At 41.2% G+C, this 17,671-nt stretch carries 16 protein-coding genes; 5 read left to right on the top strand and 11 right to left on the bottom strand.

Features of this window, described 5'->3' with window-relative positions:
* The first annotated feature begins 5 nt into the window (after nucleotides 1–5).
* Nucleotides 6–602 carry a TetR/AcrR family transcriptional regulator gene (locus tag ACFSN5_RS03110; protein WP_165209443.1) on the top strand — a complete coding sequence of 199 codons (597 nt, stop codon included), beginning with the start codon at nucleotides 6–8 and terminating at the stop codon, nucleotides 600–602.
* The gene (locus tag ACFSN5_RS03105; protein ID WP_165209440.1) at nucleotides 599–1,162 is read left to right on the top strand and encodes an NAD(P)H-dependent oxidoreductase; all 564 of its coding nucleotides are present in this window, start codon (nucleotides 599–601) and stop codon (nucleotides 1,160–1,162) included. Before ACFSN5_RS03110 ends, ACFSN5_RS03105 begins: the two co-directional genes overlap by 4 nt.
* An 81-nt stretch (nucleotides 1,163–1,243) precedes the next feature.
* On the opposite strand, the gene recR is transcribed toward ACFSN5_RS03105, so the two are convergent.
* The 3 genes from recR to ACFSN5_RS03090 form a co-directional block, all read right to left on the bottom strand.
* Nucleotides 1,244–1,840 (bottom strand): recombination mediator RecR, encoded by a 597-nt coding sequence (recR, locus tag ACFSN5_RS03100; protein ID WP_165209437.1) that lies wholly within the window; start codon nucleotides 1,838–1,840, stop codon nucleotides 1,244–1,246.
* Nucleotides 1,841–1,907: 67 nt separating this feature from the next.
* Complete coding sequence (pbp2b, locus tag ACFSN5_RS03095; protein WP_165209434.1) at nucleotides 1,908–4,070, bottom strand: penicillin-binding protein PBP2B; 2,163 nt, start codon at nucleotides 4,068–4,070, stop codon at nucleotides 1,908–1,910.
* A gap of 513 nt (nucleotides 4,071–4,583) precedes the next feature.
* Nucleotides 4,584–5,276, bottom strand: a complete 693-nt coding sequence (locus ACFSN5_RS03090) for a phosphoglycerate mutase (protein ID WP_165209431.1) — start codon at nucleotides 5,274–5,276, stop codon at nucleotides 4,584–4,586.
* A 278-nt stretch (nucleotides 5,277–5,554) separates the two neighbouring features.
* On the opposite strand from ACFSN5_RS03090, the gene ACFSN5_RS03085 reads away from it, so the two are divergent.
* Together ACFSN5_RS03085 and ACFSN5_RS03080 are read left to right on the top strand one after the other, a co-directional pair.
* Nucleotides 5,555–6,490: a dihydroorotate oxidase gene (locus tag ACFSN5_RS03085; protein WP_165209428.1), complete on the top strand. Its 936-nt coding sequence runs from the start codon at nucleotides 5,555–5,557 to the stop codon at nucleotides 6,488–6,490.
* A gap of 169 nt (nucleotides 6,491–6,659) precedes the next feature.
* Complete coding sequence (locus ACFSN5_RS03080; RefSeq protein WP_165209425.1) at nucleotides 6,660–7,697, top strand: NADH:flavin oxidoreductase/NADH oxidase; 1,038 nt, start codon at nucleotides 6,660–6,662, stop codon at nucleotides 7,695–7,697.
* 122 nt (nucleotides 7,698–7,819) lie between these two features.
* Here ACFSN5_RS03080 and ACFSN5_RS03075 read toward each other — a convergent pair whose 3' ends face one another.
* The 5 genes from ACFSN5_RS03075 to ACFSN5_RS03055 all read right to left on the bottom strand — a co-directional run bounded on the left by ACFSN5_RS03075 (nucleotide 7,820) and on the right by ACFSN5_RS03055 (nucleotide 10,858).
* Nucleotides 7,820–8,005: a hypothetical protein gene (locus ACFSN5_RS03075; protein ID WP_165209422.1), complete on the bottom strand. Its 186-nt coding sequence runs from the start codon at nucleotides 8,003–8,005 to the stop codon at nucleotides 7,820–7,822.
* A 68-nt stretch (nucleotides 8,006–8,073) separates the two neighbouring features.
* Nucleotides 8,074–8,349: an HU family DNA-binding protein gene (locus ACFSN5_RS03070; RefSeq protein ID WP_004228960.1), complete on the bottom strand. Its 276-nt coding sequence runs from the start codon at nucleotides 8,347–8,349 to the stop codon at nucleotides 8,074–8,076.
* 257 nt (nucleotides 8,350–8,606) lie between these two features.
* Nucleotides 8,607–9,203 (bottom strand): YpmS family protein, encoded by a 597-nt coding sequence (locus ACFSN5_RS03065; protein ID WP_165209419.1) that lies wholly within the window; start codon nucleotides 9,201–9,203, stop codon nucleotides 8,607–8,609.
* Nucleotides 9,181–10,023 carry an SGNH/GDSL hydrolase family protein gene (locus ACFSN5_RS03060; protein WP_165209416.1) on the bottom strand — a complete coding sequence of 281 codons (843 nt, stop codon included), beginning with the start codon at nucleotides 10,021–10,023 and terminating at the stop codon, nucleotides 9,181–9,183. Before ACFSN5_RS03060 ends, ACFSN5_RS03065 begins: the two co-directional genes overlap by 23 nt.
* Nucleotides 10,016–10,858 (bottom strand): DegV family protein, encoded by an 843-nt coding sequence (locus ACFSN5_RS03055; RefSeq protein ID WP_165209413.1) that lies wholly within the window; start codon nucleotides 10,856–10,858, stop codon nucleotides 10,016–10,018. The genes ACFSN5_RS03060 and ACFSN5_RS03055 overlap by 8 nt, the downstream gene beginning before the upstream one ends.
* A gap of 882 nt (nucleotides 10,859–11,740) precedes the next feature.
* Here ACFSN5_RS03055 and ACFSN5_RS03050 point away from each other — a divergent pair.
* Nucleotides 11,741–13,321: a putative cross-wall-targeting lipoprotein signal domain-containing proteiin gene (locus ACFSN5_RS03050; protein WP_165209410.1), complete on the top strand. Its 1,581-nt coding sequence runs from the start codon at nucleotides 11,741–11,743 to the stop codon at nucleotides 13,319–13,321.
* A gap of 176 nt (nucleotides 13,322–13,497) precedes the next feature.
* Here ACFSN5_RS03050 and ACFSN5_RS03045 read toward each other — a convergent pair whose 3' ends face one another.
* The 3 genes from ACFSN5_RS03045 to ACFSN5_RS03035 form a co-directional block, all read right to left on the bottom strand.
* Complete coding sequence (locus tag ACFSN5_RS03045) at nucleotides 13,498–15,243, bottom strand: ABC transporter ATP-binding protein (RefSeq protein ID WP_165209408.1); 1,746 nt, start codon at nucleotides 15,241–15,243, stop codon at nucleotides 13,498–13,500.
* Nucleotides 15,206–16,975 carry an ABC transporter ATP-binding protein gene (locus tag ACFSN5_RS03040; protein ID WP_165329162.1) on the bottom strand — a complete coding sequence of 590 codons (1,770 nt, stop codon included), beginning with the start codon at nucleotides 16,973–16,975 and terminating at the stop codon, nucleotides 15,206–15,208. The genes ACFSN5_RS03045 and ACFSN5_RS03040 overlap by 38 nt, the downstream gene beginning before the upstream one ends.
* A gap of 167 nt (nucleotides 16,976–17,142) precedes the next feature.
* A complete protein-coding gene (locus tag ACFSN5_RS03035; protein ID WP_165329163.1) occupies nucleotides 17,143–17,670 on the bottom strand; it encodes a VanZ family protein in 528 nt (175 codons plus the stop codon).
* Nucleotide 17,671: the final 1 nt, after the last annotated feature.

Here is a 17,671-nt window from a genome sequence, read left to right as displayed (position 1 = left end):
ATTATGTGAAACGAAATACAGCACAGCTCAAGGAAAATTTGATTCAAACAGGAATAGAAGAAATTTGCCAGCATGGCATAGATAATCTATCGCTAAGGACCGTCTCACAAAAATGTGGTGTCACACATGGTGCTCCCTATAAACACTTTGGCAGTAAAGATGGTTATCTCAGAATCGTTCTATCACGTCTCTCTAATTTCTGGGCCAATGAGATGACCGTAAACATCAAGTCATCCTCACCAGCGAGAGATGAATTGATTCAAATGGGATTTAACTTTGTTTTAGCCGCACAAAAAAATCCTTATGTCTTTGAAGCTCTTTTTATTAAATATCCTTTTAAATACATGGAGCTTTCTGAAGATACTATTTTAGCAGACAAAGACTTACCCGGTTTTGATGCTTTTAAGCGTATTGTTCTCAATTTAAGACAGGAGGAAGGATTCCACAATAGTGAAGCTGAAACCCTTTTTCACTTCTGGAGCTTCATTTCTGGTCTGGCCATTTTGTCACAAAGTCCTATTGGAACGGACTTTTCACAAGCATCTCTTCGAACCATGATCGAAAATATGCTTGACATTTACATCAAAGGAGAAAACGCATGAATATTTTAATGATTACCGCTCACCCTAACCCACAAAGTTTTAATGCCTATATTGCAAAACAAGTGCAAGAAAACTTAAATAAATCCCATAAACTTCGGGTAATAGACCTCTATGCTGAAGGATTTGATCCCATTTTGCGTTTTGATAGTAGACATCGTAGGCGTGACTTGGCCTCTGATCCTGAAACCGCCAAATATCGTGATTTGGTAACTTGGGCAGACCAATTCATTTTTATCTTTCCCATTTGGTGGTCGGGAATGCCGGCAATGCTCAAAGGCTTTATTGATCGGGTCTTTGTCGCCGGTTTTGCCTATCACAACACTAAGACCGGCCTGAAGGGCCATCTCAAGGGCAAAGCGTGGATAATTATCACACACAACACCCCGTCCTTTATCACCCCATTAGCACAAGATTACGGTAAAGTTCTGAAAAATCAGATCCTTAAATCCTGTGGCATTTCACCCGTTACCATTAGTCAAATTACGGGTGTTGAAAAAATTTCTGATCAGGAGCGACAAAAAGCCTTAAATAAAATTATTCAAAAAGCAAAAAATCTATAACATAAAACGAGGCTGAAACAAACGTTCAGCCTCGTTTTAATAACCTTAGATATAACAGATTAATGGATACCACATTAACGATTATAATTCTGTTCGATTCTCGATAGCACGAAGGAGGGTAACCTCATCAGCGTATTCAATATCACTGCCGACAGCCAGTCCACGCGCTAGACGAGTAACCTTAATACCCGCCGGTTTAAGAACACGAGAAATATACATGGACGTTGCTTCCCCATCAGCTGTAGCATTAGTCGCCACGATGACTTCGCTAATTTCGCTATCCATCAGACGATGAATCAGTGACTTGAGATTGATATCATCAGGTCCTACACCATTCATCGGAGAAATAAGGCCGTGCAGGACATGATAGAGACCGTGGTACTCTTGGATTTTTTCCATAGCTGTCACATCCTTGCTCTCCTCGACGACTAAGAGAGTTGATTTATCTCTAGTTTCGTCGGTACAGATGACACAGGGATCCTCCTCAGTTAAATTACCACAGACCGAACAATAGGTCAGCTCCCGTTTAGCCGCTAAAAGGTTCTTAGCGAAATCATTGACATCTTCATCTGACATACCAATGGTATAGAAAGCCAGTCTGGTTGCAGTCTTGGTTCCGATACCAGGCAGCTTAGAAAAACTATCTATCAATTTTGCAATAGGTGTTGGATACAGCACTTCTCTCTCCTTCAACTAAAAAGGTCTGGAAATTCTTCCAGCCTTTCTATTATAGCGTTTATCTTTCTTAATGGCCACCACCATACATGGATTGATAAAGATTTAAAATTTCACGCGCAATATTTTGGTGAGCCTTGGTTTCTGAATTAGCAGCATGCGGATACATAACCGCTACGGCCACACGAGTACCATCGTTAGCTGTTGCATAGGCAACAACATTGAGATTTACAGTTGGAACAGTATTTCCATTACCATCACTAGCAAAAGTTTCAGCTGTACCAGTCTTACCAGAGATGGAAATCGAACTGCTGGCCATATCTTTACCAGTCGCATAACCAGAAGATGAATTAACCACCGAATAGAAACCTTGTTGAATCAAACTCATTTGGTCATCAGAAATATTTACCTTGTTAAGAACATTAGTATCAACTGCTTGAATTTGATCGCCCAAGCCACCATCAGCATTGTTATTATAAATACCCTGAACGAGGTGAGGAGCGACGCGATTGCCACCATTAGCAACTGTTGCAGCATACTGAGCCAACTGCATAGGCGTATAGCTGTCGAACTGACCGAAGGCTTCTGTTAAGACGTTACCAGGCTTATAGTCCTTGGTCGTGTAGCCCTCGGACTCATTAGGTAGGTCAATACCTGTCTTAGTTCCCATACCATACTCAGCATAGACACTGCGAAGTTTCTCCATTGTGCTGTCAACACCATCATCGCTAAGACTCATTCCAGGATAGTAGTCTTGTCCCATCATCTTAAGAGCCACTTGAACCATATAAGTATTGGATGAATATTCCAAAGCCTGAGTAGCTGTGATAGAACGACTGCCTTGGTCGGTAAACCACGATTTGATAGGATTAGAACCATTGACACTGATGGTTTGGTCGGTCAAGGTTTGATTGCCTTCCAGCACACCAGATTCCCAACCAGCTGTTAAGGTTGCTCCTTTGACCACAGACCCCGGAACAAAGACGTTTGTGACATTGCCCAGAGCATTCGAGGATAGTTGACCGGTATCTTTGTCATGAGCCAGACCAGCCATGGCCAGGACGGATCCTGTATCAGCATTGAGGGCAACCGCATAGATCCCTTCCGAATTAGCTGCTGTTCCAGAAGAAACCTCTGAGCCATAGAATTGGTTGAGAATACCTTCAACACCATTTTGGAAGCCAAGATCAATTGTCAGTTTCAGATTATTGCCCTTGCTTCCCTTGGTTGTTTGTTTAGTCTTAACAACATTTCCATCATTATCGACACTAATTTTTCTTGTTGTTCGACTCCCTTGAAGAATATCCTCATATTGCTTTTGCAGGTAAGACGTTCCTACACGGTCGTTAAGAGAATAGCCCTTAGCCAAGTATTCCTTGGCCGTTTCTTCTGGCAGACCAGTCTTCTCACTTGACAGTGTTCCGATAATATCTGACAGAGATGAAGAAGAGGTTGTTACTTCTTGATTCCAGTCTGTCCCAATACTGATACCGCGCAATTTAGATTTATTAGCAGTAATATAGGCAATCTGATCATCTGTCAAATCTCCAGTTGTCAGATTGACGGTACTGAAATTGGAAGCGTTATTCATCTGATTAAAGATGTAAACCTTTTTGAGCGTTTCCTCCGAATAATTAATCTTACTCTTAGGGACTGCATCGACTGCATTCTTATAAATATTCGATTCGGTCAAATTATTACCATAATTATCGAACTTTTTCTTATCAGGAAGTTTATCTACCACTGATTGATAATGTTTCGGATTGGCCAAGTAATAATCCCGCTTCTGACGATTCGTCACTTTGGTTTCAGTTAAATTAACCATTTTAGCTAAATCATTAGCATTTTTAAGAATATCAGCAGCTGTTGCCTTATTACTGCGCGTGTAGGTTACAACAGTCTTCTTTTCATTATCAACCAAGGGTTGTCCTGTCGCATCATAAATCTGCCCCCGTTCAGAAGACTGCTTAACCGTATAAGTGGTCTGTTTATTGAGCTTACCTAAATAAAAAGAATGGTGGCTAATCTGCATATAAGCTAAGCGACTAATGAGCACCGTCAGCAGAGTCAAAACCAAGGCAAAAATAATATAAAGACGGCTGGTTAAGCTAGAAAGAAAACCCGTTCGCTTTCTCAGTTTTTTTCGAGTAGTTCTAGCCAATGTTTTTTCCACTTTGGTTTCAGGTTTATCGCTTTTCTTTTTTCTTTTTTTAAACAGATTCTTCAGATCCATAGTCTCCTCATTTCGATAAAATCTAATGATTTTATTCTATCACAAATCAAGTAAAAAAACTTAGCTTCTCAGTAAGGAATTTTTAAAATTTGATTACCAAAAAGCTAGTTAAAAATCGGATTAAAAGCATTTAAAGGCTGTTCCGTTCGAAAACCAAGATTCCAAATGCTCTAGCTAAAAAAACGGATCAGCAATTCTTTTAGTTACTATTATCACTATTATCTTTACAATAACTGAGACTACTTAGCATTACAGCAAAAGCCTATCGTCTTACGATAGCCAGAAAATAACCTTCTAGGAAATCACATTGTTCATCTTAATTTCCTTAAAAAACTCATCTCAGAAGTTTTGTACAAAAGAAAACAAGCTTGAAACTTTAGATTTCACAGCCTGCTTTTCCTCTATTATCTTTAAACTGATTTTCAGCTTCTTTACTCATAGTACAAGCTGAATCAGTCTTGTAGGGGCAAGAACAAAATCGATTTCTAGAAAGTTGCGATTTTATCTCATTCCCTATTTTCCAAGATAATATTCTTTTGTAACGTTGAGTTTTTCGTCAAATTCAAATACTAGTGGTGGGAAGTTAGGAATTTCAACACCCATGATTTCATCGTCGCCCAAATGCTTGATGTGTTTTACAAGGGCACGGATTGAGTTCCCATGAGCACCAATGAAAACATTTTTACCATCTTTAAGGGCTGGAGCAATTTTATCTTCCCAAAATGGAAGCGCACGTTCCAAAGTAACTTTCAAGTTTTCTGCATCTGGAATAACAGAATCATCAAGTGATGCATAACGACGGTCAGTATGTGCTGAATATTCGTCATCTTTAGCCATAGCTGGCGGCAACACATCGTAAGAACGGCGCCAAATATGAACTTGATCATCACCCCATTTTTCAGCAGCCTCTGCCTTGTTTTGGCCAGTCAAACCACCATAGTGGCGTTCGTTCAAGCGCCATGATTTTTCAACGGGTACCCAAAGTTGATCAGCAGCTTCAAGAGCAAGGTTAGTTGTCTTGATTGCACGTTTCAAAACAGATGTGAAAGCAAGGTCAAATTCAATACCTGCTTCTTTAATCAAGTTACCAGCATCAATCGCTTGTTGTGTCCCTTTTTCTGAAAGATCAACATCTGCCCAACCAGTGAAAAGGTTAGCTTTGTTCCATTCTGACTCACCATGGCGAGCGAAAACCAATTTTACCATTAGTCATTCTCCTTTTAAAATATAGCCCCGAAGGTTAATTTAGGTTACAGCATTACGCTATTACTCCTATATTTTACAAGAAAATCACTAAAAAAGCTAGTCTAATCTCGGATAAAAGTCCCAGTTGAATTGAATCAAACTAAGTTAATCAGCTTGTCACTAGTAAAAAGCGAATATTAGTATAAGAATGTTGCTGAATATTTCGTTTTAACTTGTCTTTAACAAACCGAAATAGTAGAATGTAAGTAATTCCAAACCATCTATTCAAGGAGGACACAATGGTTTCTACAGCAACAAAAATAGGCCAATTTGCTTTTGATAACTGTCTGATGAATGCGGCAGGCGTTTACTGCATGACCAAAGAAGAGTTAGCAGAAATCGAGGATTCTGCTGCGGGTTCCTTTGTCACCAAGACTGGAACCTTAGAAGCACGCTCTGGCAATCCCGAACCCCGCTACGCTGATACTCAATTTGGTTCTATCAATTCTATGGGCCTTCCCAATAAGGGATTCCACTACTACCTCGATTATGTCACAGAATTGCAGAAAGAACCGACAAGCAAGAATCATTTCTTATCTCTGGTCGGAATGAGCCAAGAGGAAACCCACACTATCCTTAAGACCGTTCAAGACAGCGACTACGAGGGCTTGATTGAACTCAATCTTTCCTGCCCAAATGTTCCTGGCAAACCTCAGATTGCCTATGATTTCGAGACGACTGATAGCATTTTAAGCGAGGTCTTCTCCTACTTTACCAAGCCGCTGGGAATTAAGCTGCCCCCTTATTTTGATATTGCTCACTTTGATCAGGCTGCTGCTATTTTCAATAAATATCCATTAGCCTTCGTTAACTGCGTCAATTCGATTGGTAACGGCCTAGTTATTAATGACGAAACCGTGGTTATTAAACCTAAGCATGGATTCGGTGGTATCGGTGGTGACTACATTAAACCAACCGCCCTAGCCAATGTACACGCCTTTTACCAACGTCTCAACCCTTCTATCCAAATTGTCGGAACTGGCGGGGTTAAATCCGGTCGTGATGCTTTCGAGCATATTCTCTGCGGTGCCAGCATGGTCCAAATCGGAACCGCCCTTCATCAAGAAGGACCGGCCATCTTTGAACGAATCACCAAGGAACTCAAGGCAATTATGAAAGCAAAAGGCTACCACAGTCTTGAGGATTTCCGCGGCAAACTCAACTACCTCAACTAACTTAATAAATAAGGCTAAGACAAAAGTTCTCAGCCTTATTTATTTGATCAATTTTATTAGCTAGACACAGTGGTTGGGAAACTACTTATTATGCCATTCTATTTTCCTAATCTGAAAAATCACAAATGATTTGCTATAATGAGCTCAAAAAGCAAGAAGGAGGATAAACATGTCCAAACTACTCTCACCTGCCGAAATAGCAGGCTTATCATTAAAAAATCGAGTGGTCATGCCACCTATGTGTATGTATGTGGTCGATGAAGAAGATGGTAAAGTCACACCTTTTCACCATGCCCACTATGGATCTAGGGCTATCGGTCAGGTCGGCCTTATTATCTTGGAAGCAACCGCCGTTGAACCAGATGGCCGCCTAACAAATAAAGACCTTGGTATTTGGAGCGATGACCACATTTCTGGACTTAAGTCCTTGGTCGATGAACTCCATAGTCTAGGAAGCAAGGTTGGTATCCAATTAGGCCACGGCGGCCGCAAAGCTCAAGATGCTAAGGATAAAATGGCTCCCAGTCCCCTAGCCTACAATGACAACTATGGAAAACCACGTGAAATGTCTCTTGACGACATCAGTCGAGTCCAAAGGGCCTTTATCGCAGGAGCCAAGCGCGCTCAAGCAGCAGGTTTTGACCTAATCGAACTCCACGGAGCCCACGGTTATCTCATCAATCAATTCTTAGAACCCTTAACGAATCACCGGACAGACAAGTATGGTGCTAGTTTAGAAAATCGTTATCGTTTCGTCGGAGAAATGCTGCCAGACATTCGTCAGGTTTTCTCTGGTTCTCTCTGGATTCGCCTGTCAATGACAGCCTACGATGAGTCCGGTCAGCAAAACACCATTGAAGATTGGCAGACTCTTGGCCGTTGGCTTGAAAGGGACGGCCTTGATTGTCTAGATATTTCAACAGGCGGTCTGCTTGATACCCGGCCAAATATCCCTATTTATGGCGGTTATCAAGCTCCCTACACCGCTAAAATGAAAGAGGCTGTCTCTATCCCTGTGACAGCAGTCGGTCTGCTAAATAGTCCCGAACTAAACGAATATCTCTTGCAAACCGAACAGGCTGACCTAATTGAAATCGGACGCGGTCTCATTCGTAATCCTAACTGGCCTGCCTATGCCGCTCAAGTTCTGCATGACCACGATTTCAAGCCTTACAATAATTCCTATCAAAGAGGACAGGTTAAATAAAGTATATAAAAAAGCTTGAGTCGTCCAAGCTTTTTTATATAACTGTTCAAACAGAACCCCTATTATCTGGAGCAAAAGGCTGCTTAATTAATATTAATGGTTGAATCACTTGAAGTCTTTTTTTAAGTTAAATCCTCAAAATCTTCATCTTCGTCTTCGCCGTCCATTTCTCGGTCAAAGTCTCTTTTTTCTTTTTCCGTCATTTCTTGCGGTTTAAAAATTTTAAACATAGAGCCAAAAATCAAAAGTTTAACAAAAGTCAGCCCCAGCAAAATCAATAAGACAATAAAAAATGTTGTTTTAGTCATATTATCTACTTTTCTAAAAAGAGGCTGGGAGCAAATCCCAGCCTCTTCTTGCTATCAAGAAATCATTCTTATTTAACAGCGTCTTTAAGAGCTTTACCAGCTTTGAATGCTGGAACTTTTGAAGCTGCGATTTTGATTTCAGCACCAGTTTGTGGGTTGCGGCCTTTACGAGCGGCACGTTCACGAACTTCAAAGTTACCGAAACCGATCAATTGAACTTTTTCACCTTTTGAAAGGAATTCTTCAATTGATGAGAAGACTGCATCAACTGCTGCAGCTGAATCTTTTTTAGTCAATTCTGTTGCTTCTGCAACTTTTGCAATCAAATCTTGTTTATTAGCCATTTAACTAATCCTCCAAATATTATTAAGCCTTCAAGTCTTCACTTGAGCTTTAACAATGACTATCATATCTGATTTTCCTTGCTAGGTCAAGTATAAAACGTTATTTTAAGCCATTTTTCCCCGTATAAACTAATTTGTAAAAAGTCAGCCAAAACAGAGATTAAGGAAAAATGCAATTTAAAGCATTCAACAAGTCTTAGCTAGCAAAAATTCTCCTAGGTCGGAGAATTTTTATTGCTAGGGAAATTGTCGAAAAACTACTTTCTCTTGTAGATAGCAAAACGTAATTTATCATTAACCAAATCGAAGTCAGTCGCTTTAACATAGAGGCCTGCCTTATTATCCATTTTCGGCAAGTTAAGCACAATGGCTTCCTTCTTGCTATTAACCTCAACAAAATCAGGTAACTGATAGCTAGAAGCGATAAATTTCAAAACATCAGAAATTGGAAGGGACAGAGTCCCAGCAGAAACTGAGCTGACATTAAGCTGAATACTGCCATCTTCCAAGACAACAGGCGTGAAATAAACGTAGAGAGGAACCTGATACCCCAAGAAAGTATAGGTCCCTTCAAATACCACTTCTTTTTCTGTCGCCTTAAAACTGTAACTGTTATTATCAGTCTGATACTGCTTGAGATAAGCCTCGACCGTATCATTAAGCTGATTCCGCGAGGAACTGAAGGTCCCTACCATAACATCCGATTGGCTCTGCTGGCTGCTGATATGACCAGCTGGTTCTCTAAGAGTGCCTATCCGCAAGAAAATGATACTGACGAAAGCAAGATTAAAAGCAAGCAGGGCAAGACAGCCCCACTTCCATAGATTTTTTTTACCATTTGTCTTTTGTTTCATTAATTTTCTCCAAAACAGCATTAGCCATAATCTGGTAGCCAGTATTATTAGGGTGGAAATGATCCTTTTCAAAAAGAGCATCATTTTTAACAGACGTATTAGACTGACTGTCTGAGGCTTCTGCGACTCCTTCCTGACCATCAATGCCCTTATAAAGTAAGTCATTCACAGGAACGAAATAAACATTATCATATTCGTCCGTTACCGCCTGAGTTCCGTCATTCCATGAATCAACAACGTCTTGTATCTGAGTTAGATCGGGAAAGTTGAGATAAAAAGGATTATAGATGCCGAGGATATAAATCGGCAGATCCTTGTTATCCTGACGAGCCAACTCAATAATCTTTCGCAGGCGCTCCTGATAAGCTTGAGCAGGTTTAGTAAAACTATCAAGACTCAAGTCTGCTAGATTCTTTCTCAGAACTGCCATGACATCATTGCCCCCGACAGTTAAGGTCATCAGATCAGCCTGTTTCAAATCTTTTTGAATATCAGCCTTATCCTGCATTCTCGTTAAAATCTGCTGACTAGTATTACCAGCTACACCGTAATTTTTTGATGTCACCCGGTAATGATAATCTGTTTCTACCTGCCTAGATAAGATGGGAACAAAGCCCCCTTGATTAGTAGAGTCACCAACTCCTTCTGTCAGTGAATCTCCCAAAGCCACATAGCTAAAAGTACTAACCTTTCTAGAATGTTTAAAATCAGCCTTTGTTAATCGACCTTTAGCGCCGGGCAGGAGAAAATTAAGAATCAAGCCAAAAAAGAGGAGGCAGATGATAAAAAAAGCTGGAGCTAAAAACAATCGCTTATTCATAGCGCACCATAACCGCAAAAGCTCCCTCACCCGTATGAGTTTGGATAATAGATCCGGTTTCTAAAACCGAAATGTGTTCACCATCAACCAAAACTTCAAGCTTATCCTTCATGGTATTGGCCCAATCAGGTGTTCCTGAATAAGAAATACCAATTTCAGCAACCTTACGTCCTCTAGCATGCTCAATAAAACTATCCAACCATTTGACAAAGGTCTTCTGTCCCCGACCTTTAACAACAGGATTTAAGGCAGAATCTCTGAGTTCCATCACCACTCGGATATTCAAAAGGGAAGAAAGCATTCCTGAAACACGCCCAATACGGCCACCTTTAACCAAATTTTCTAAGGTTGAAACCCCAATGAAAAGTTCGGATTTTTTTCGCACTTCTTCTACCTTAGCCAAAACTTCTTCCAGACTAGCTCCTTGTTCAGCCAGAAGGGCAGCCTGAACCACCTGATGCTTCATAGACTGATCAGTAAAGGTTGAATCAATGACCGTCACATTCGCACCAGCAATACTTGCCCCTTGACGAGCGGCTTCAACCGTTCCAGAAAGGCTGTTAGTGATGTGAATAGAGACAATTTGATCCGCACCTTTTTGGACCAAGTTTTCATAAACCTCCGCAAAGACTCCAACGGGCGGCTGGCTGGTTTTAGGCAATTCTTTACTCTGTCGCATCAGATCTAGAAACTTGCCTTCTTCCTTTAAATCATTATCACTATAAATAACCCCATCAATCATAACCGACAGGGGGACAACAGTAATTCCCAAACTCTCTACCAGTTCTGGCTCAATAGTAATTGAAGAATCCGTTACAATTTTAATTTTAGACATTGCTGCTTCCTACTTCATTCTTTCTAATAAAACATTTCCATTATACCAAATTCTAATGGTTTTTGGGTTCTATTAGCCAATTTAAAACTCAAGACTGAGCCAAGTCCTCGAAAGCTTCAAAAATGTCATCCAAAAATTGAATAGAAGGCTAATTTTTAGTCATTAAAGTTAGCCAAATGGCTGAGGTTAAAAAACGAATAGACCTCGTCATAGTCCTCACAAAGAAGAGCACCATCAAGAACTGATTTTGATGAACAAAGAAGCAGCTGGTTTACAGACAAACAAGGTGGAAAAAACACACTCAAAGTCAAATTTAACATGAACGGATTACTTTCTTTATTGACCTGCTGACCATACACATCCCTAGAATTACTAAAAAGATACCAAGGTAAGCCATTAGAACAGTAAAGCCACTTGTCACTTCCCCGTTGATTAACAAGATATCAGTAAAGCAGTCACCAAAGAAAATCCAAGTTGTTGAGGAATAATAGGTTCTAATAAAAGTTAAAATTTCTGATAATTTCAAGGATTTTGATGGATTAAAAAATTATAGACAGGAAAGTTTTGAAAATGGTAGTACTCGATAATTATCATAAATAGCTTTAAATCAAGCTTTGTTGCTTGCCTGGTCACATTTGAGACCTTTGTAATAAACTCGACATGCTTTTTTAATTTTCTAACCTTTTATCCGATTAAAAAAAGTACAAAAGTAAAATTGGGCTTTATCTAGCAAGGATTTTTGACTAGCAATCATTTTGTCTTATTTGCAAAAATCGTTTGCGAGGACAATTTTAATCTCTGAAGCCTTATTGCGTAATCCAAAAACTGTGATAGAATATTTTACTGTTAAAATAAAAATAAAATTTTTAGATAGGAAGTATTATGCAGAAGAACACATTCAGCAAACGTAAAACAAAATTCGCCGGTCTCTGTGGAGCCATCCTTGCTACAACGACCATCGCTATGGGGGTTGGCGCAACCGTTCAGGCTGATGAAACGGCAGCACCATCAGCTACTGATGCAACTGCTCAAGAAACAACCCCTGCAGATACAAAGCAAGACCAAAAAAGCTTTGAAACGACTCCTGTTGATACCAGCCAAGATACACAGGTAACGACACCGACAGGCACTTTCACGATTGCTAGCAGTCCTGCTCAAACAGCTGTAACAGCTGGACAAACTGCTCCCGCAGCAAACGAAAATACTTCAACCGCTGCTGAGGCACCTGTTCAACAAGCACCTGCCACTGCTGCAAGCACTGAAAACAGCAATCAGGCTAGTGTTCCAGCCAGCCAAATGAACACAAATACTCAACAACCAAAATCTGCTGATAATATCGCAACTAAACCAGCAGATACAACTGAGTACGGCAGTGTTGACTTCAATCAAACGTTGACCAGTACAGCAAAAACGGCTCCTGTTACCGATGTTAACTACAACGGTTCTCAGGATGTCTACATCACGGTTGATGATCCAAGCCAACCTTATACACCAAATGCGGATAACATTGCTAAGTACTTGAATGAGTACTTGACACAATTGCGTAATATCAACGGTATCAATGTTCCTGTTCCGCCAGCTAACGATTTGATGAAGAGCTGGGCTCAAGGACGTGCTAACGAGGAAGCTTCCGAAGCTGACAGCATTGATCACCAAACAAAATTGGCCTTCCCTTCCGGTGTTTCTGTCTATTCAGAAGATGGTCATGAAGATTCTCTCTCTTCCATTGCACCAACCAATCAAGCTGGCCAAAATTTGGGCTCTGATCAGGCAACAGCTTACTACTTGGCCCTCAGCTGGTTTGCTGACTACTTCAATATCGCTGGCAGCAAGGATGATGCAAATGGCCTGACATCATTTGGTCATGCCCTTTCTATCCTTTCCAATAGCGGAGACGGTATGGCTCTAGGCTTTGCTAACGGTACGGGGAAAGAAAATGGCGGTTTCTATGCTATGCTGGAATTCGGTAGCAATTCTAATGTGAAAAATGATGATGGTTTTGCTGCTGATACCAAGGATGCAAATGGCAACTGGATCTTGACTTACAACGGTAAACAAGTCCTGTTCTTACCTAAGACAACCTTCCACTATGTTACCAAAGACCCTAATGCTAAACCAGATCCAAACCAAAACAATGGCGGTCAAGCCGATGATCCGGCTGCTGGTAATGGCGCACAAGCTAACGATCCAGCCAATCCTGCAGCTGGCAATTCAGGTAATGGAGCTGCTGGTAACGGCCAAGCTGGTTCTGGCGCTCCTGCTGTAATGCCTAAGACAGCTGAATTGGCTAACAAGGGAGCAGGTATGGGTAGTGCTAATGCATCTGCTACTGCCGCCAAGGGAGATAAGAACCTTCCATCTACAGGTGATTCTGCTCAAACTGCCGTAACAGCTATTGGTGCTGTTATGGTCATGGCTGGACTTGGACTTGCAACGAAACGTAAAATCCAAGGTCAAGACTAAGATAAATTAAGACTACTCTAAAAAACGTTCTTCGTAAAAACAGCGAGGAACGTTTTTTTCTGTCCACTTCAGAATAAGCTTCTTCTCCTACTACTATTAAAGTTCAAGGTTGAGTTAACGATTAAAAACAGTAAAAGCCGAGTTTGATTGCTCGACTTTCTTACTGTTATATCGATCTAGTCCATCATACCTGCTTGTAACTGATACATACGGTGGTAGGTTCCTCGTTTGGCTAGAAGCTCTTCATGATTACCGCTTTCAATAATCCGACCTTTATCCAAGACATAGATACAGTTGGCATCTTGGATGGTAGAAAGACGATGGGCGATGGCGATGGTCGTCCGCCCTTGTCGCATCTTCCTGAGGGAATTTTGGATAACATCCTCGGTCTCCGAGTCAATATTAGCTGTTGCTTCATCCAAAATCAAAACCTTAGGCTGGCTAGCAACTGTTCTAGCAAAGGCTAGGAGCTGACGCTGCCCTGTTGAATAGGTTGAACCCCTTTCGGTTACGGGTTCATCATAGCCCTGAGGTAGCTTTTCAATAAAGTCGTCAGCATCGACAAATTCTGCCGCCGACTTAACTTCTTGGTCAGAAATATTCTGATACATCCGAATATTGGATTTAATGGTTCCATGATAGAGGAAGGGATCCTGTAGGACTAAGCCGACAGACTGTCTAAGCTCCTCTTGTGAATAGTCTCTGATATCATGACCGTCTAAAAGAACCTGTCCTGATTCAAATTCGTAGAAGCGCATGAAAACATTAATGATAGAAGATTTTCCTGAACCAGTTGGCCCGACAAAGGCAATCGTTTCGCCTTTCTTGACGTTAAAGCTGATATCATCGAGAATCTGCCGCTTGCCATCATAGGAAAAGCTAACATGTTTAAATTCGATATTCCCTTGAGTCACCTGCAAATCTCGGTTAGCTTGTTTAGGCTCATAAGTATCACGGTCAATCAAGGTAAAGACCCGACCAGCTGAAACCATAGAGGTCTGCAGAGTCGAGAAGTTCTGAGTAACTGAAATCAGAGGATCAAAGAGACGATTTATATACTGGATAAAGGCATACATAAGTCCAGCTGTGATGCCGATGCTTTGCCAAGTTAGTCCAAAATAGGCCATAAGGACCGCATAACCCAGCAATTTGAGCAAGGACATAGCCGGCCTTAGGAAGATAGAATCCAGCAGAACCGAGCGATTGGCAAAGGCTAAGTGACTGGAATTGATTGCTTCAAATTCACCCTTAAGTCGTTCTTCTTGCCGAAAAGCCTGGATAACCCGGATTCCTTCAATGGATTCAGATAGTTTAGTATTGATATCACTGAGTCGGGCCCGTGTGGCCTCAATCACGCTGGTTGATTTTTTACGATAAAGATCAACCAAAATAAAGATGAAGGGTAGAAAGAAAGCAACTAAAATAGTCAGACGAATATCCAGAACAATCATGGTATAAAGGGTGGTTGTAAAGATAAAGATGGCTGATATAAAGCTGGACAGAATCCCAGTGAACATCTGACTAATGGCCTCGGTATCATTCGTCAGCCGAGAGACAATAGAACCTGCAGGGGTCTGGTCAAAATAAACCATCCCCAGGCGCTGGATATTGTCAAAGGCATCTTGACGAATATCCCGAACAATAGAATAGGCTACCTTAGCAAAAAGGTAATTCCCCACATAAGAGAAAATCATTTGCCATACATAGAGCAAAAAGTAACCAACTAGAATGACTAGCGCCGTCTGACTAACATTTTGGATATAGTGATCAATAAAATAACGGGCCACTAAAGGAATGAGAGTTTGAACGACCGTTGTCAGGAGAAGAAAGATAAGAGCTAAGCTGGTCAACCATTTGTAGTTTTTTAGGTAGGCCATCAGGCGTTTAAAAGTCTGCCACTGACTCATTGGTTTCACTTCCATACTCTCCTCCTTCCATTTCTAATTGTTGTGAAGCGTAAGTTCTTGCATACCAGCCGTCTTGAGCCAGCAAATCTTCATGACGCCCCCGTTCAATGATCTGACCATCCTGCAGAACCAAAATCAAATCACTGTGTACCACTGCACTGAGGCGATGAGCCGTAATCATGGTAGTCTTGCCCTGACGAGTTTCCTTAAGGTGATCAATGATAGCATTCTCCGTCCTAGCATCAACAGCTGATAGGGAGTCATCCAGAATCAAAATTTCAGGATCCATGATCATAGCCCGAGCCATGGCAATCCGCTGTTTTTGACCGCCAGAAAGAGAAACTCCCTTTTCACCAATTAAGGTGTCAAAACCATCTGGCATGGCTGTAATATCATCATAGACCTGAGCCAATTTAGCGGCTTCCTTGATCTGGTCTAAAGTCAAATCTGGATTAGAAAAACGAATATTTTCCAAGATGGACAGAGCAAAAAGAAATTGATCCTGAGGAACGTAACCAATTAGACTGCGGAGGTCTGAGAGTCGATAATTCTTGATATTATGACCATTAAGGCTGATAAAGCCATCTGTAACATCGTATTCTCGCAAGAGCAATTTCAAGAGAGTGGTTTTACCGGAACCTGTTTGGCCGACCAGGCCTAGAGTCTGACCCTTTTCCAATTCGAAATGGATATCTTTCAGGGTTGCATCATCATCATAGCTAAAGCTATTAATCGCATAAGTAATCGAGCCATTTTCAATACTTGCAAGCGGCTGGTCTGCCTCTTGAACATCGCTCTTTTCCGCCAAAAGTTTAGAAATCCGGTCATAGGAAACATTTCCTCGCTGACTGATATTAAAAAGGAAACCAATAGCTTGAAGGGGCCAAACCAACATGTCCAGATAAGTAATAAAGGTAACCAAACTACCAACTGTGACTGTCCCTGCTGTAATCAGGTAGGAGCCGACCAAGAGGGTCAAAACATAAGACATCCCAACAAAAAGCATAGTGACGGGAGTAAACATGCTATTGTACCGCATACTGACTAGGTTCTTTTGAAAGGTCTTCTGGTTAGTCTCAGCAAATGAATCCGACTCTTGGTTTTGATAACCAAAGGACTTGGTTACTTTGATACCCGAAACACTCTCTTGAACTTTGTTGTTGAGGTCCGAGAAAGCAGCCTGAGAAGCCTTGAAAGATTCATGATTTTTGCGACCCAAACGACCCGTAGCTAAAGACATCAGGGGCAGAGGAAGGATAGCAATCAGGGTCATCTGCCAAGAAATCGTAAAGAACATGGTAAAGAGAGTCACTAAAGCCGTAATTGACGCATCTACTGCCGACATGACCCCCGCTCCAGCCAACATAGTCAGAGAGTTGATGTCATTAGTAGCATGAGCCATCAAATCCCCGGTCCGATACTTCTGGAAGAAAGAGGGAGACATTTGGGTAAAGTGCTCAAAGAGGCGACTGCGAAGAATTTTCCCAAGCCGATAAGAGGTCCCAAGTAAATAGAACCGCCAAATCAACCGTAAGAGATACATGCCCAAGGCAGCTGCAAGGAGGATGACCAGTTTGGTCAAAAGCGAACTCAGTGTCAGATTTTTAGCATCAATGGAATCGATAACCTGCCCCATGACTTTTGGGGGAATCAGATTAAGGACACTAACCAAACTGAGGGAAAGAATCCCAATTAAATAGCGGCTCTTTTCCTGCCGGAAGAACCACCAGAGTTTTTTTATAATCATGCTATTTCCTTCAAAAATTGATTGCTGTAATGGGGACTGGACGGTTTACATTTTTCCACGTGGAGAAACAACCTGTCCAGTCTGCCATCTGAAAAAATTTAACCATAACAAGAGGCTGGGAAGATTTCCCAACCTTTCTTATGTTTATCAAAGCCCAGAACGAGCTGTTAATTTCTTACTTTCTTTATAAAGAATTTTACCACAGGCACCAGCCAGAGGGCAAGCAATCCGCCCAGACTATTAAAAATAAGATCATCAATTTCAAAGACTCGATTGGCATTGAAAAACCAGTCCATAATAATCTGGGTCGTTTCAATACTCAGACTCATGCCAAAACTCATTAACAAAACTTTGGACCAACGCCGCCAATCCGGACGCAAGGACAATAGGCCCAAAACCAGCGGGGTCAACAGGAACAGATTGGAAAAGTTCTGCCCGATGACCCAGAAAAGTTTTTTAAAGGTATCTAACTTGCCGATAGAAACAAAAGAATTGAAGGGCACTAGCAAATAAGGCACCCGTCCCCAATAATGAATATTTGGGGTATCAACACCTTCTAAACCAATTGGTTGGGGACAAAAACAGAGATAGAGCAAGCAGAGAAAATACCCTGCCAGCAGAAACCAAACTAACTTATCTCCTAAATTTGTCAATTCCGCCTCTTCATCAAAGAATCTCCTGATAAACTTAGCCATC

The sequence above is a fragment of the Streptococcus tangpeifui genome, assembly GCF_044503215.1.
GTDB lineage: Bacteria > Bacillota > Bacilli > Lactobacillales > Streptococcaceae > Streptococcus > Streptococcus tangpeifui.
The sequence above is the reverse complement of the archived record's forward strand: the minus strand, read 5'-3'. Positions and strand labels throughout refer to the sequence as shown.

Bases quoted from the DNA above. Each gene is read 5' to 3' on its own strand.
- ACFSN5_RS03105 (WP_165209440.1), top strand. From the start codon at position 599: ATGAATATTTTAATGATTACCGCTCACCCTAACCCACAAAGTTTTAAT.
- ACFSN5_RS03060 (WP_165209416.1), bottom strand. From the start codon at position 10,023: ATGAATAAGCGATTGTTTTTAGCTCCAGCTTTTTTTATCATCTGCCTC.
- ACFSN5_RS03080 (WP_165209425.1), top strand. From the start codon at position 6,660: ATGTCCAAACTACTCTCACCTGCCGAAATAGCAGGCTTATCATTAAAA.
- ACFSN5_RS03040 (WP_165329162.1), bottom strand. From the start codon at position 16,975: ATGATTATAAAAAAACTCTGGTGGTTCTTCCGGCAGGAAAAGAGCCGC.
- ACFSN5_RS03085 (WP_165209428.1), top strand. From the start codon at position 5,555: ATGGTTTCTACAGCAACAAAAATAGGCCAATTTGCTTTTGATAACTGT.
- pbp2b (WP_165209434.1), bottom strand. From the start codon at position 4,070: ATGGATCTGAAGAATCTGTTTAAAAAAAGAAAAAAGAAAAGCGATAAA.
- ACFSN5_RS03055 (WP_165209413.1), bottom strand. From the start codon at position 10,858: ATGTCTAAAATTAAAATTGTAACGGATTCTTCAATTACTATTGAGCCA.
- ACFSN5_RS03090 (WP_165209431.1), bottom strand. From the start codon at position 5,276: ATGGTAAAATTGGTTTTCGCTCGCCATGGTGAGTCAGAATGGAACAAA.
- ACFSN5_RS03070 (WP_004228960.1), bottom strand. From the start codon at position 8,349: ATGGCTAATAAACAAGATTTGATTGCAAAAGTTGCAGAAGCAACAGAA.
- ACFSN5_RS03035 (WP_165329163.1), bottom strand. From the start codon at position 17,670: ATGGCTAAGTTTATCAGGAGATTCTTTGATGAAGAGGCGGAATTGACA.
- ACFSN5_RS03050 (WP_165209410.1), top strand. From the start codon at position 11,741: ATGCAGAAGAACACATTCAGCAAACGTAAAACAAAATTCGCCGGTCTC.
- ACFSN5_RS03045 (WP_165209408.1), bottom strand. From the start codon at position 15,243: ATGGAAGTGAAACCAATGAGTCAGTGGCAGACTTTTAAACGCCTGATG.
- ACFSN5_RS03065 (WP_165209419.1), bottom strand. From the start codon at position 9,203: ATGAAACAAAAGACAAATGGTAAAAAAAATCTATGGAAGTGGGGCTGT.
- ACFSN5_RS03075 (WP_165209422.1), bottom strand. From the start codon at position 8,005: ATGACTAAAACAACATTTTTTATTGTCTTATTGATTTTGCTGGGGCTG.